The organism is Pseudomonas folii (assembly GCF_014357575.1).
GTDB classification, from domain to species: Bacteria; Pseudomonadota; Gammaproteobacteria; order Pseudomonadales; family Pseudomonadaceae; genus Aquipseudomonas; species Aquipseudomonas folii.
The window spans coordinates 31,249-45,343 of record NZ_JACONW010000032.1 but is presented as its reverse complement, the minus strand read 5'-3'; the positions used below and the strand labels follow the sequence as shown (position 1 = coordinate 45,343).

Genomic DNA, 14,095 nt, shown 5'->3' with positions numbered 1-14,095 from the left:
CCACAAGAAAATCATCACCTGTTAAAACAACACCTTCGCCACATCAGCAAAGCGCTTGGCGAAGTGCACGGTAATTCCTTCCTTCAGATAGTCCGGCAGCTCCTCGAAGTTACCCCGGTTAGGCTCCGGCAGGATCAGTTCATTGATCTTCTGTCGACGCGCCGCGATGACTTTTTCTCGCACGCCGCCAATCGGCAGTACATGTCCGGTCAGCGTCAGTTCGCCAGTCATCGCCACGCCTTTCTTCGGTGCTTGGTTGCGGGCCAGAGACAGCAGGGCGCTGGCCATGGTCACACCTGCACTCGGGCCATCTTTTGGCGTAGCGCCTTCAGGAACGTGCAAATGCACGAACGCTTCGTCGAAGAAAGTCGGATCGCCGCCGAATTGCTTGAGGTTCGAGCTGACGTAGCTGTAAGCGATTTCTGCCGACTCTTTCATCACGTCACCCAACTGCCCCGTGAGTTTGAAACCACGGTTGAGTGTGTGAATCCGCGTTGCTTCAATCGGCAGGGTCGCGCCGCCCATGCTAGTCCAGGCCAGACCGGTGATAACGCCGGTGCCCGCCAGTATTTGCTCGTTACGAAAGACCGGCATGCCCAGCGAGGCTTCCAGATCTTTCGGGCCAACCTTGATGGTCGACTTGGGCGCGTCGATCAACTTCACCACCGCCTTGCGCACGACTTTGCTCAGCTGTTTCTCCAACTGTCGTACGCCGGCCTCTCGCGCATAACCTTCAATGATCGAGCGCAACGCCGTGTCGCTGATGCTCAGGCTGCCCTTGGACACGCCCGCTTTTTCCAGTTGCTTGGGCCACAGATGGCGTTTGGCGATGGCCATTTTTTCTTCGGTGATGTAACCCGACAGGCGAATCACTTCCATCCGGTCCAGCAGCGGGCCGGGGATCGAGTCCAGGGTATTGGCGGTGCAGACGAACAGCACTTTCGACAGGTCCAGACGCAAATCCAGGTAATGATCGAGGAATTCGACGTTCTGCTCCGGATCGAGGGTTTCCAGCAGTGCTGAGGCCGGGTCGCCCTGGAAGCTCTGGCCCATCTTGTCGATTTCATCGAGCATGATGACCGGGTTCATGACTTCCATATCCTTGAGCGCCTGCACCAGCTTGCCGGGTTGAGCGCCAATGTAGGTGCGGCGGTGGCCTTTGATCTCCGCCTCGTCGCGCATGCCGCCAACACTGAAGCGATAGAACGGCCGACCGAGGGATTCGGCAATCGAGCGGCCGACACTGGTCTTGCCGACGCCCGGCGGGCCAACCAGCAAGACGATCGAACCACTGATCTCGCCTTTATAGGCTCCTACCGCGAGGAATTCGAGGATCCGGGTCTTGATGTCGTCCAGACCTGCATGATGTTGGTCCAGCACTTTACGGGCGTGCTTGAGATCCAGTTTGTCTTTGCCAAAGACTCCCCAAGGCACGGAGCTGGCCCAGTCCAGATAGTTACGGGTGACCGCATATTCCGGGGAACCGGTTTCCAGCACTTTCAGTTTGTTGATTTCTTCATCGAAACGCTTGCGCGCCTGGGCTGGCAAGGTTTTGCCTTCCAGACGGGCTTCGAACTGTTCGATGTCGGCGCTGCGGTCGTCTTTACTCAGGCCCAGCTCCTGCTGGATGACCTTGAGCTGCTCCTTGAGGAAGAACTCGCGCTGGTGCTCACCGATCTTGCGGTTTACCTCAGCGGAGATTTCCTTTTGCAGACGCGCGACTTCGACTTCCTTGCGCAGCATGGGCAAGACTTTTTCCATGCGTTTAAGCATCGGCACGCAGTCGAGGACCTGCTGCAACTCGACACCGGTCGCTGAAGTCAGGGCTGCGGCGAAGTCAGTCAGCGGGGACGGATCGTTGGGGCTGAAGCGGTTGAGGTAGTTTTTCAGCTCTTCGCTGTACAGCGGGTTGAGCGGCAGCAACTCCTTGATGGCGTTGATCAAGGCCATGCCGTAAGCCTTGACCTCGTCAGTCGGCTCATTGGGCTGATGCGGGTATTCGACTTCCACCAGGTACGGCGGGCGATGATGCTTTAGCCAGGTCTTGATCCGGACCCGGCTCAGGCCCTGGGCGACGAATTGCAGTTTGCCGTTTTCACGGCTGGCGTGGTGGACCTTGACCAGTGTGCCGTACTCCGGCAGGGCGCCGGTGTTGAAATGCCGGGGGTCTTCAGGAGGCGTGTCCATGAAGAACAGCGCCAGGGAGTGGTGGTCGGACTTGCTGACCAGCTCCAGGGTTTCAGCCCAGGGCTCTTCGTTGACGATCACCGGCAATACCTGCGCCGGGAAGAAAGGGCGGTTGTGAATCGGGATGATATAGACCTTGTCCGGCAGGTTCTGCCCAGGCAAAGCGAGCGTCGTGCCGCTTGAATTAAGCGTTCCTTCCAGCGCTGCTTCTACGTCGTCTGGCAAATCTTGTGAGTCTGCTTGCTGGTCGCTCATGGGGCACCTGCACAATTGAACATGGTGCTTAGATGGGGCAGTCGCGCTCAGGTTTCAATGGGTTCTGTCGATAGCCTATTGAGAGGAAGGAAAAACAAGCCATTCAGGGCACCGTAACTACCTTTCGTCGATTATTAAATCGATAATGGCAAAATGCCTGTCGTCGATACGTGATCTTCTGTCTGACCGCAGCTACTCTGCGAGTGAGACCCTTCATTGCCAAGGCTGGCGTTGTTTTATCCGGCTTTGCCGATGTGGATTCAGCTTATGAATAAATTTGCTTCGTTGTTTGTCTTGATCGGCTGTTGGGCTTTCGCAGTGGCTGCTCCGGCGGCCACGCTGACTGCTCGTGTCGTCGATCAAGATGGCAAGCCCCTGCCAAACGCTGTCCTGACCCTGCAAGGGCCACCGGGCAAGAGTGCTGTTGTGCTCAAGGCCGACATGGACCAGCGTGATCAGGAGTTTGTGCCGCGTGTCCTGGCTGTGCACAGCAACACTGAAGTCAAATTCCCCAACAGCGACAACATCCGTCATCAGGTTTATTCCTTTTCTCCGGCCAAGCGTTTTGAACTGCGTCTTTACGGTGGCACGCCGTCCGAGCCGCTGTTGTTCGACAAGCCAGGCGTAGTGGTATTGGGCTGCAACATTCATGACTGGATGGTGGGTTATATCTTCGTCACCGACCAACCCTGGTTCGCGGTCAGCGACGCCAACGGCGTGATCAAATTCGACGACATGCCCGCCGGGCATTATTCGGCAACGGTATGGCACCCGAAGACCCCCGATATGCAGCCCTCCAGCGGTGGAGAGTTTGATGTTCCTGCGGCGGGGCTGAGCAAGGATTTCAAGCTGGAAGTAGAGCCCAGTGCTGACGATAAACCCGCCGGGGCTGCCCCTGACGCCTTTGGTGATGCCTTCCATAAAGCGGCTCACCCATGAACCTGCGCACCAGTTTTCAGGCGCGAATTGCCTGCGTACTTATCGCATTGCTGCTGGTTGTAGTCATCGCGGTGTTTCTCGCCGTCAAAGCGGCAACGGGGGATGCTGTCAGATCCCAGGCCCAGACCCAGCTGGAAGTGGGTACGCGTGTGTTTGCCGATGTCATGGACATGCGTGGCAAGCGTCTGCGTGACGGCGTGCAACTGGTCTCGGCTGACTTCGGCTTTCGCGATGCGGTCGCCAGTTCTGATGCATCGACTATTCGCTCCGTGTTGCTCAATCACGGCAGCCGGATCAATGCCAACGACATGTTCCTGCTGGGCATGGACGGCACTGTCATAGCTAGCACCATGCCGGGAATTGTTGAGGGCAGCAAATTCCCGTTTGACCAGACCTTGCGCGATGCTCGTCGTAAAGGTCAGTCAACGGTGATAGTCCCGGGCGGCGGGGTGCCGCATCTCCTTGTCGAAAGCACTGTCCTTGCGCCACTGCCCATCGGCCGGGTGGTCATGGGGTTCAGCATGGACGCCGAGCTTGCCCAGTCTCTGCACTCGCTCAGTGGCCTGGAAGTTTCGTTCCTTACCGTTGAGAACGGTAAGCCTGGACACTTGATCAGCACGCAACCGGCAGAGCTGGATGACAGCCTGATAGCGCTGATGCTCAACCCTGCTGAAGACCGTATGCACACCACCGAGCATAGTGGCCTGAGTTTCCTGAGTCAGACGATGGTACTGGACAGCATCGACGGGACTCAGGAGCAAGTGTTCGCGCTGCTGCAAAGCCCGATGGATAAAGCCATGCTGGCGTTCGCGCCGCTGGACGAAAAAATCTTCTGGATTTCCATTGTCGCGCTGCTGGCTTCGCTGATCGGCACCCTGGGCCTGGCGCGCAGTGTTTCACAGCCGGTGCAGGCGTTGGCCGAGGCAGCCAAACGTATTGGCGAGGGTGATTACAAGACACCCGTAACACTGGCGCGCAGCGATGAACTGGGTCAGTTGGCCGTTGCTATCAACACGATGCAGCAAGGCATTGCAGTTCGAGAAGATCAGCTGGCTCACAATGCGCTGCATGACCCGTTGACCGGTTTGCCCAATCGGGCACTTGCCATGGAGCGCCTGAGCAGCTCCATCGCCGCGCAACGTGCCATGACCTTGCTGTATTTGAGTATCGATAACTATCTGGAGATCAGTGATGCGTGTGGTTCCGCCGGTGTTGATCAACTGCTCCAGCAGATTGGCAAGCGCTTGCAGGAGACCTTGCAGCCGGGCGACACCCTTGCGCGGCTGACTGCCAATGAATTTCTGCTGTTGCTGGACCAGACTGGCAGTGATGGCGCGGTGGGGCGAGCAGACCAGCTGCAACGCTTGCTGGGCCAGCCTCAGCATGTGGATAACCATGACGTAACGCTGGAGTGCAGTATCGGTATTGCCAGCTATCCGGAGCATGGCGATTCTTCTGAAGAACTGCTTAAACGAGCCGCCATCGCACGTCAGGATGCCGCGAATCTGCCAGGCCGCTTGCAGGTCTATCAGGACGGCCGTGATCTTGCCCACCAGCGTCAGATCAGCCTGATTCGTGACCTGCGTCATGCCGCGAAAAAAGGCGAACTGTTGCTGCATTACCAGCCCAAGCTGGACATTCGCCAAGGGACAGTGCATCAGGCAGAAGCCTTGTTGCGCTGGACACATCCGCATTTCGGTAATGTTTCGCCTGCCGAGTTCATCGTGCTGGCCGAGCGCACGGGTAGCATTCAGTTGCTGACCAACTGGGTCATCGAAGAGTGCATGCGCCAGTTGGCAGAATGGAGCAGGCGAGGCCTGCACTTGCAGGTGTCGGTCAATATCTCTGCCGATGACCTGCACGGTGACCAACTCGTGGACCGAGTCGTGAAACTGCTCAAGTTATACGGCGTGCCAGCGGAACAACTCATTTTCGAAATTACCGAAAGCGCCATCATGCGCGAGCCCACTCAGGCATTGGTTGTCCTTAACCGCTTGCGCGCTCTTGGTATCAGCCTGTCGGTGGATGATTTCGGAACTGGCTATTCATCGCTGGCACATCTGAAGCGTATGCCTGTGCAAGAGCTGAAAATCGACCAGTCATTCGTTCGCAACCTGGATGAAACCAGTGAGGACGCGGTGATCGTGCGTTCCACTATCGAGATGAGCCACAACCTGGGGCTCAAGGTGGTCGCTGAGGGCGTCGAATACGAACACAGTCTCAAGTTACTGGAGCGTTGGCACTGCGACACGGCTCAGGGCTACCTGATCAGCCGTCCGTTGCCTGCAGTTGCCTTCGAAGCCTGGATGGCCAAGTCCTTGTCTTCCCCTGGCCTTATGGTTAATTGAGTGATGAATAATAAATTTTCGATCGTCCTGGGGTGTGCGTTGTGCGCTTTTACGCAATTGGCAGAGGCTGACAACGGGCGTTTGATTGCCACAGGCGGGGCGTCGAGCATTGAGGGTGCAGCAGGCGGCGGGATTACTCCATGGGCCGTGCTGACCGGCTATGGCGAGCAGGGCGAATGGGGCTCCAGCGTTTTCGCAACCCATGTCGACCTGCCGGACTACACCCTGGATGTGGCCGGTATGTCGGTGGCTTACGGCAACCGCGTCGAACTGTCCTACGCTCACCAGCGCTTCGACCTGGGCACGTTGCAGAAGGATCTGAGCTTGCCGGAAGACAATCTGACGCAGGATATTTTCGGCCTGAAAGTGCGTCTGTTCGGCGACCTGATCTACGACACCCTGCCGCAGGTTTCGCTGGGCATCGAATACAAGCACCAGAATGATTTCCTGATCCCCAGCCTTATCGGCGCGAAACGCGATTCTGATGTCGAGGGCTACCTGACCGCCAGCCGCTTGTTCATGGGGGCTGCGTTCGGCTACAACCTCGTGGTCAACGGTGGCGTGCGCTACAGCCGCGCCAACGAAACCGGTCTGCTGGGTTTCGGCGGTGATCGTCGCGATACACGCAGCGTGCTCAAGGAAGGTTCGGTCGCCGTGCTACTCAACCCGCGCTGGGCGGTTGGTGTGGAATATCGCGAGAAGCCGGACAATCTTTCGTTCGCCGGTGAGAGTGATTGGGCTGACCTGTTCGTGGGTTACTTCCCTAACAAACATCTCTCCGTGGTACTGGCTTACGCGAAGCTGGGTGAAATCGCGACGCTGGAAAACCAGAACGGAGCTTATCTGTCCATTCAGGGGAGTTTCTGATCATGCGCTTGCTCGGCTTTTTTCTGATTGTGCTGCTGGCTGGCTGCGCCCAGCAACCGCTCAAGGACGACAGTCTTTATCAAGGCCTTGGACAGCGCGCCGGGATTCAGCGCATTGTTGAAGGCATGCTCATCATTGCAGTAAAAGATGAGCGCATCGGCGAGCACTTCAAGAAAATCGATATCGTACGTTTGCGCGACAAGCTGGTTGAGCAGTTGTGTGTTGAAGCGGGTGGCCCGTGTAAGTACACCGGTGACACCATGGCTGAGTCCCACAAGGGCCAGAACCTGACACGCAGTGATTTCAATGCGCTGGTTGAAGATCTGATCAAGGCCATGGACGCCGAAGGTATTTCGGTGCCAAACCAGAATCGATTGATAGCCCGGCTTGCGCCGATGCGCGGGGAAGTGATCGAGAAGTAGTGGGCCCCGCTTCGACCAGAGCTACACAACCCCGTAGAACCGGCTTTAGCCGGGAAGGCGTAAGAACATTCGCAGGATATCTTTCGGCAGAAATACCGCTCTCCCGGCTAAAGCCAGTCCTACGTGATCAAGATCAAGCTTGCAGGCAAACGTAAAACCTCCCACAAGGGGTCAGCGCTCGGCTTACTGAACTCAACTCAACCGCGTCAAATACCCTGGCACTTCCTGTTCCGGCAATACCGACAGTACTTTCAGGCGTTGCAGCATGCGCTGCCGGGCGCGTTGCAGGTGTTCCTTGAGGTTCAGGGCTGCGGCGTCAAATGCGCCATGCAGCAGCAGTTCAATGATCAGGCGATGTTCAGCCAGCATCGCCTCGTCGGCACCGATGCCCAGTAACCGGTAGAAGATCCGGCTGATAATCATCGGACTCTGCCCCTGGCGAATCAGCGTGGCGATCTTGCGATTCTGCAGGTCGGCCAGGCAATGCTGGTGCAGGTCTTCCTCTATGCGCTCGATATCTTCAAGGCTGCAGTGTTCGGCGTTTTGCGCCCGGACGACCCGCTCAAGCATGGCTTCCAGCGTTTCGCGGCTCAGGCCCGGAGCTGTCTGGCGCAAGGCCTCGGGCTCCAGGCAGGCACGCAACTCGTAGTCTTCAGTCACTTCGCGCGCTGTCAGCGGGCCGGCCAGCCATTGCGAGTAGGGTTCCTTTTCCACCAGCCCGCGATCACGCAAACGCATCAGCGCCTCACGCACCACGGCGCGGCTGACGCCGTAATGCTGCGCGGCGCTTTTTTCGTCCAGCCGGTAATGCCCGAAGGCCATGCAGCTTGAAAGCGCCGCGCTGATTTCATCGTAAATGCGTTCGCCCAGCGGGCGGGTGTCCACCAGCTCTTCACTGCTGTCCAGGCCAAACTGTTTATGACTGAGGGTCAGGCGCAGTGGCTCAACCTCCCTGCCTTCCGGATTGACCAGATACCCGCGGCCATCAAACCGACAGATCAGCCCCTCGTCATGCAGCAGGTTGAGCGCCTTGCGCACCGGCACTCGGCTGGTGCCGAAAAGGTCGGCAAGCGGTGCTTCAAGCAGTACCAGGCCTGTGCTCGCCGCCCCGCTGACAATGGCGTCGCGTAACACCTGCCGGATCGTGGCATAGCGTGAAGCCGTGCGCGAATCGTCTCCTGACATCGGTTTCCTGAGTTTCTCTAAATGATCGACGGCGGATTCTCGCACATAAGTCCATTTGTCACCTCGGGCTACGTGCGATGCACATTCATGGGGCTCACTGTTACCAATGTGCACCTAAACGTATCTTTTATAAAAAGTACATTTTTTGCGATGAAGATACGTTTTGTCGAAGTGCTCGCTCAAATATTCAGTCATCCATAGCATTGCAAGAGCTCTGGCGTAGTCGTTTGCGTTGGTTTGGGGAGTTTCCGCCCTAACAACTCTGGAAAGCTGACCCATATTTGGCATGGATTCTGCCTCATTTAAATGTACATTTTATTAATTAGTACATTTTATGGGTCTGACATGCCGATGATCAACAGTGCTAGCCAAGGCAGGGCGATGGATGCCAGTGCAATGGCCGAAGAATATGCTTCGGGTCGCAATGATCCGGTGCAGGCACTCGAACTGGCCTTGCAACAGGCCCAGGGCACTGATCACGTATTTATCTCCCTGAGCGTCGAGCGTGCTCGCCGTGAAGCCCAGGCATCTGCGGCTCGTTGGCAGGCGGGGCAGCCTCTAAGCCCCTTCGATGGAATACCCGTTGCCTGGAAAGACTTGTTTGATGTCGCTGGCACCGTCACCAGCGCCGGTGCCGCGGTGCGTAACAACCTTGGGGCTGCGCTGCTGGATGCACCCACCGCTGGCCTTCTGGCGCGGGCGGGCATGGTCAGTCTGGGGAAAACCAACCTCAGTGAGTTTGCCTATTCGGGGTTGGGTCTCAACCCACATTTCGGGACGCCGATCAATCCTTGCAGCGATGATCAACCTCGCATTGCTGGTGGATCGTCTTCCGGTTCGGCGGTCGCCGTCGCTGCGGGCATTGTGCCTATCGCCATGGGAACCGACACCGCGGGCTCGATCCGCATTCCGGCCGCTTTCAATGGCTTGGTAGGATTTCGCAGTACCACTCGACGTTACAGTCGGGAGGGTGTTTTTCCCCTGGCCCATACCCTGGACAGCGTCGGTCCGCTGGTCCGCAGCGTACGTGACGTCATCGTTATTGATGATGTACTGCGCGCCCGTAACAAGCCGACTTCGCAGGTACCGCGCAGCCTGGTCGGGCAGCGCTTCTGGGTCGATGAGGTGGTTTTGCAGGACGAACGTGTCGAGCCTGCCGTGCGCAACAACCTGATGCAGGCGGTTGAGCGGTTGCATGAAGCCGGTGCGTTGGTCGAGATGCGGCCGTGCGCAGCCTTTCAGGCCACCTTGCAGCTGATTCAACAGCACGGCTGGCTGGGCGCTGCTGAGGCGTTCGCTTTGCACCAGAACCTGCTCGACAGCGATGCGGCCAGCCAGCTCGATCCTCGGGTGCGCATGCGCCTGGAGACGGCCCGGCACATGCCCGCCAGTCAGCTACTCAAGCTTTATAGCGCCCGTGAGCAATTACAGGAACAAATCAGCCTGGAGCTCGACGGCGCATTTCTCCTGACCCCGAGCGTGGCCCATGTGGCCCCGCCGCTGGCGCCTTTGCTGGCGGACGACGAGCTGTTTTTCCAGACTAATCTGGCCACCTTGCGCCTGACCATGCCCGGCAGCCTGCTGAACATGCCAGGTATTTCCTTGCCCAGCGGCCATGACGAGCGCGGTTTGCCAACAGGGCTGTTGCTCAGCGCACCAGCGGGGGAAGACGCGCGTTTGCTGCGCGCCGCGCTGGCCGTCGAAGCGGCAATGGCCAAGGCCTGATTGACCTCGAACAGAAAAGCACTGGAACCCCGGCAGCCAGTACTGAATGCGTTAGCGCCGGTCTGATCAACAAGCAGGAGTAGCAAAATGGCTAAAGAAATCTTGTGTGCATTTGGTGTCGATGTTGATGCGGTAGCGGGCTGGCTGGGTTCCTACGGCGGTGAGGATTCTCCGGATGACATCTCCCGTGGCCTGTTCGCGGGTGAAGTGGGTGCGCCGCGTCTGCTCAAGCTGTTCGAGCGTTACGGCTTGCGTACCACCTGGTTCATTCCAGGCCACTCCATGGAAACCTTCCCAGAGCAAATGAAGGCTGTGGTCGATGCCGGTCATGAAGTCGGTGTGCACGGTTACAGCCACGAAAACCCGATTGCGATGACCCCGGAGCAGGAAGAGATCGTCCTCGACAAGTCCATCGACCTGATCACGCAAATGACTGGCAAGCGTCCGACCGGTTACGTCGCGCCCTGGTGGGAATTCAGCAACGTCACCAACGAATTGCTGCTCAAAAAAGGCATCAAGTACGACCACAGCCTGATGCACAACGATTTCCATCCGTACTACGTCCGGGTTGGCGACAAGTGGACCAGGATCGATTACAGCCAGCATCCCGACACCTGGATGAAACCCTTGGTGCGCGGTGAAGAAACCGATCTGGTGGAGATTCCGGCCAACTGGTACCTCGATGACCTGCCGCCCATGATGTTCATCAAGAAAGCCCCCAACAGCCATGGCTTCGTCAACCCCCGCCATCTGGAAGAAATGTGGCGCGACCAGTTCGACTGGGTCTATCGCGAACACGAGCACGCGGTGTTCACCATGACTATCCACCCGGACGTCTCCGGTCGCCCGCAGGTGCTGTTGATGCTGGAGCGATTGATCGAACACATTCAGAGCCATGAGGGCGTCAAGTTCGTCACCTTCGACGAAATCGCCGACGACTTTATCCGCCGTAACCCACGTAACCGCTGATTCATTGGCCTGTCCGAGGCGTCACTCATGTCTATTTACAACAAGCTTGACCTGACTGGCTGGAAACCCCAGCAACTGACTCCAGACGAAGTGCGATTCGCTACCTGGATCGCGTTCTTCGCGTGGGTCTTTGCGGTGTACGACTTCATTCTGTTCGGCACGTTGTTGCCGGAAATCGGTCGGCATTTTGCCTGGAGCGAAGTCGAGCAAGCCGAGATTGCCACTTGGGTGGCAGTGGGGACTGCAGTGGTCGCCCTGGCCATCGGGCCGTTGGTAGATCGCTTGGGTCGACGCATGGGCATTATCTTCACCGTCAGCGGTTCGGCAATCTGTTCGGCGCTGACGGCGATCGGTGGTTCCTGGGGGAAATCGCCGTTGATTCTGATCCGTTCGCTGGGTGGTCTGGGCTATGCCGAAGAAACGGTCAACGCGACTTACCTGAGTGAAATCTACGCGGCCTCCGATGACCCGCGTCTGGCTAAACGTCGCGGCTTTATTTACAGCCTGGTGCAGGGTGGCTGGCCGGTCGGGGCATTGATTGCTGCGGGCCTGACTGCGGTGCTGTTGCCTATCATCGGCTGGCAGGGCTGCTTCGTTTTTGCGGCGATCCCGGCCATCGTCATCGCGATTCTGGCGCGCAAACTCAAGGAGAGTCCGCAGTTCCAGATCCATCAGCGTATTACCCAACTGCGTAAAGCCGGTGATGTGAGCCAGGCTCAAGCCGTGGCGCTGACTTATGGCGTGGATTACGAAGAGCATCGCACTGCGGGTCTCGCCGCGGCGTTTCGTGGCACATCGCGCCGTGCAACTCTGGTGATTGGTGCGGCCATTCTGCTCAACTGGGCAGCAATTCAGGTGTTCAGCGTGCTCGGTACGTCAGTGATCGTCAGTGTGCATCACGTTTCCTTCGAAAACTCGCTGATCATTCTGGTGTTGTCCAACCTGGTGGGTTACTGCGGTTACCTGAGCCACGGCTGGATGGGCGACAAGATTGGTCGCCGCAACGTCATCGGTCTGGGTTGGATGCTTGGCGGGCTGTCCTTCGCCGCGATGCTCTACGGCCCGAGCAACATGCCTACGGTGATCGGCCTTTACAGTCTGGGTCTGTTTTTCCTGATCGGCCCTTATTCGGCGGCCTTGTTCTTCATCAGCGAAAGCTTTCCCACCAGCATCCGCGCTACTGGCGGCGCAATCATCCACGCCATGGGGCCTATCGGCGCGGTCATTGCCGGTTTCGGCGCCACGTCTGTACTGAGCGCTGGTGGCGACTGGCAGACCTCCGCCTTGTACTTTGGCGCGCTGCCTTGCTTCCTCTCCGGTGCGCTGATGTTTGCCGCCCGACATGTACGTCCGGAAACCGTGAAATAAGGAATTGCACATGACCCGTAAAGTTGCAGTGATCACCGGTGCCGCCAGCGGCATCGGGCAGGCGCTGGCCGTCGCTTTTGCGCAAAAGGGCGTGGCAGTGATGGGCGGTTTTTATCCCGCCGATCCTCACGATCCTCAGGAAACCATTCGTTTGGTGGAAGCAGTGGGGGGCGAGTGCCTGATGGCGGCACTGGACGTCACCCGCACGCAATCGGTGGATGCGTTGGCCGATCAGGCGTTCAAGGCCTTCGGCCGAATCGATTACGCCGTGGCCAACGCAGGCCTGCTGCGCCGTGCGCCTCTGTTGGAAATGACAGACGAGCTCTGGAACGAGATGCTCGATGTGGATCTGACCGGCGTGATGCGCACCTTCCGCGCCGCGGTCAGGCACATGAGCGAGGGCGGCGCGCTGGTGGCGATTTCGTCTATTGCCGGCGGGGTTTACGGCTGGCAGGACCATGCTCACTACGCCGCCGCCAAGGCCGGCGTGCCTGGACTGTGCCGTTCATTGGCGGTGGAGTTGGCTGGCCGGGGTATTCGCTGCAATGCGGTGATTCCCGGATTGATCGAGACGCCGCAATCCCTGGACAGCAAAAACTCCCTGGGCCCGGAAGGTCTCACTCAGGCAGCCAAAGCTATCCCGCTTGGCCGAGTGGGGCGGGCCGATGAAGTCGCCTCACTGGTGCGTTTCCTGTGCAGCGACGAGGCCAGTTACCTGACCGGACAAAGCATTGTGATTGACGGAGGGCTGACGGTGCGCTGGCCTGAGTAATGACGCTGCGCAGATGAGGTATGGGAGATTCTACGTTGGCCTGCAAGCGTGCTCTTGATCTTGTAGGACCGGCTTTAGCCGGGAGAGCGGTATGTCGCCAAAGAAAATTTAGCGAACACCCCGACTTCCTTCCGGCTAAAACGGAGCGCCGCCCGGCCTGTCCTACGGGCCTGCGTAGGTTCTGTGGGAATGCATTCGCGAAGGCGATTTTGGTCACACCGTGGGTTTTATGCCGGCCGGGCTGGGCTCTTCCCGGATAAATCCGGTCCCACAGGGTGACGCGTCACTTCAAAAAGGAACCCGTGTATGCAACAACTGATCAACAAACGCGCTGTCATCACGGGCGCAGGCAGCGGGATTGGTGCTGCCATCGCCCGCGCCTATGCAGTCGAAGGCGCACAATTGCTGTTGGGCGATCGCGATCCGATGAGCCTGGCGAAAGTCGCTCAGGAGTGCCGTCAATTGGGCGCGCAGGTGCGCGAGTGCGTGGCCGATGTGGGCAGTGTCGAAGGCGCGCGAGCCAGTGTCGACGCCTGCGTCGAGCACTTCGGTGGCATCGACATTCTGGTCAATAACGCAGGCATGCTCACCCAGGCGCGCTGTGTCGATTTGAGCATCGAGATGTGGAACGACATGTTGCGTGTAGACCTGACCAGTGTATTCGTGGCGAGTCAGCGAGCACTGCCGCACATGCTGGCCCAAGGGTGGGGGCGCATCATAAACGTTGCTTCGCAACTGGGTATCAAGGGCGGCGCCGAACTCACTCACTACGCTGCGGCTAAAGCCGGGGTGATCGGCTTTACCAAGTCGCTGGCGTTGGAAGTGGCCAAGGACAACGTGCTGGTCAACGCCATCGCGCCTGGTCCGATTGAAACGCCATTGGTGTCGGGGATCAGCAGCGCCTGGAAAATCGCCAAGGCTGCCGAGTTGCCCCTGGGACGTTTCGGTATGGCCGAAGAAGTCGCGCCGGTAGCGGTGCTTCTGGCCAGTGAGCCAGGCGGCAATCTGTTTGTCGGCCAGACGCTGGGGCCGAATTCTGGCGATGTGATGCCGTAGTG

The 14,095-nt window shown here is 58.4% G+C and carries 11 protein-coding genes; 9 read left to right on the top strand and 2 right to left on the bottom strand.

Annotated features, from left to right (window positions below; genetic code table 11):
• Positions 1–21 precede the first annotated feature (21 nt).
• The gene (gene lon / locus H8S59_RS09450) at positions 22–2,442 is read right to left on the bottom strand and encodes an endopeptidase La (RefSeq protein ID WP_246475155.1); all 2,421 of its coding nucleotides are present in this window, start codon (positions 2,440–2,442) and stop codon (positions 22–24) included.
• 267 nt (positions 2,443–2,709) lie between these two features.
• Here lon and H8S59_RS09445 point away from each other — a divergent pair, with 267 nt between their 5' ends.
• From H8S59_RS09445 to H8S59_RS09430, 4 genes are read left to right on the top strand one after another with little or no spacing between them, the layout of a single operon-like run.
• Positions 2,710–3,381 carry a methylamine utilization protein gene (locus H8S59_RS09445; protein ID WP_187521241.1) on the top strand — a complete coding sequence of 224 codons (672 nt, stop codon included), beginning with the start codon at positions 2,710–2,712 and terminating at the stop codon, positions 3,379–3,381.
• Positions 3,378–5,729: a bifunctional diguanylate cyclase/phosphodiesterase gene (locus tag H8S59_RS09440; RefSeq protein ID WP_187521240.1), complete on the top strand. Its 2,352-nt coding sequence runs from the start codon at positions 3,378–3,380 to the stop codon at positions 5,727–5,729. Before H8S59_RS09445 ends, H8S59_RS09440 begins: the two co-directional genes overlap by 4 nt.
• 3 nt (positions 5,730–5,732) lie before the next feature.
• Positions 5,733–6,596: a DUF3034 family protein gene (locus tag H8S59_RS09435; RefSeq protein ID WP_187521239.1), complete on the top strand. Its 864-nt coding sequence runs from the start codon at positions 5,733–5,735 to the stop codon at positions 6,594–6,596.
• Between the two features lie 2 nt (positions 6,597–6,598).
• Positions 6,599–7,018, top strand: a complete 420-nt coding sequence (locus tag H8S59_RS09430; RefSeq protein WP_214658263.1) for a group I truncated hemoglobin — start codon at positions 6,599–6,601, stop codon at positions 7,016–7,018.
• Between the two features lie 192 nt (positions 7,019–7,210).
• Here H8S59_RS09430 and H8S59_RS09425 read toward each other — a convergent pair whose 3' ends face one another.
• Positions 7,211–8,203, bottom strand: a complete 993-nt coding sequence (locus H8S59_RS09425) for a GntR family transcriptional regulator (protein ID WP_187521238.1) — start codon at positions 8,201–8,203, stop codon at positions 7,211–7,213.
• A gap of 351 nt (positions 8,204–8,554) precedes the next feature.
• On the opposite strand from H8S59_RS09425, the gene H8S59_RS09420 reads away from it, so the two are divergent.
• The 5 genes from H8S59_RS09420 (at position 8,555) to H8S59_RS09400 (ending at position 14,093) form a co-directional block, all read left to right on the top strand.
• Positions 8,555–9,928, top strand: a complete 1,374-nt coding sequence (locus tag H8S59_RS09420; protein ID WP_187521242.1) for an amidase — start codon at positions 8,555–8,557, stop codon at positions 9,926–9,928.
• 87 nt (positions 9,929–10,015) lie between these two features.
• Positions 10,016–10,897, top strand: coding sequence for a polysaccharide deacetylase family protein (locus H8S59_RS09415; protein ID WP_095094153.1), 882 nt, complete (start codon positions 10,016–10,018; stop codon positions 10,895–10,897).
• A 27-nt stretch (positions 10,898–10,924) separates the two neighbouring features.
• Entirely contained in the window at positions 10,925–12,265 is a 1,341-nt protein-coding gene (locus tag H8S59_RS09410) for an MFS transporter (RefSeq protein ID WP_087264673.1), read from the top strand.
• Between the two features lie 10 nt (positions 12,266–12,275).
• Positions 12,276–13,037, top strand: a complete 762-nt coding sequence (locus H8S59_RS09405; RefSeq protein WP_187521237.1) for an SDR family NAD(P)-dependent oxidoreductase — start codon at positions 12,276–12,278, stop codon at positions 13,035–13,037.
• A 306-nt stretch (positions 13,038–13,343) separates the two neighbouring features.
• Entirely contained in the window at positions 13,344–14,093 is a 750-nt protein-coding gene (locus H8S59_RS09400) for an SDR family NAD(P)-dependent oxidoreductase (RefSeq protein WP_187521236.1), read from the top strand.
• Positions 14,094–14,095 lie beyond the last annotated feature (2 nt).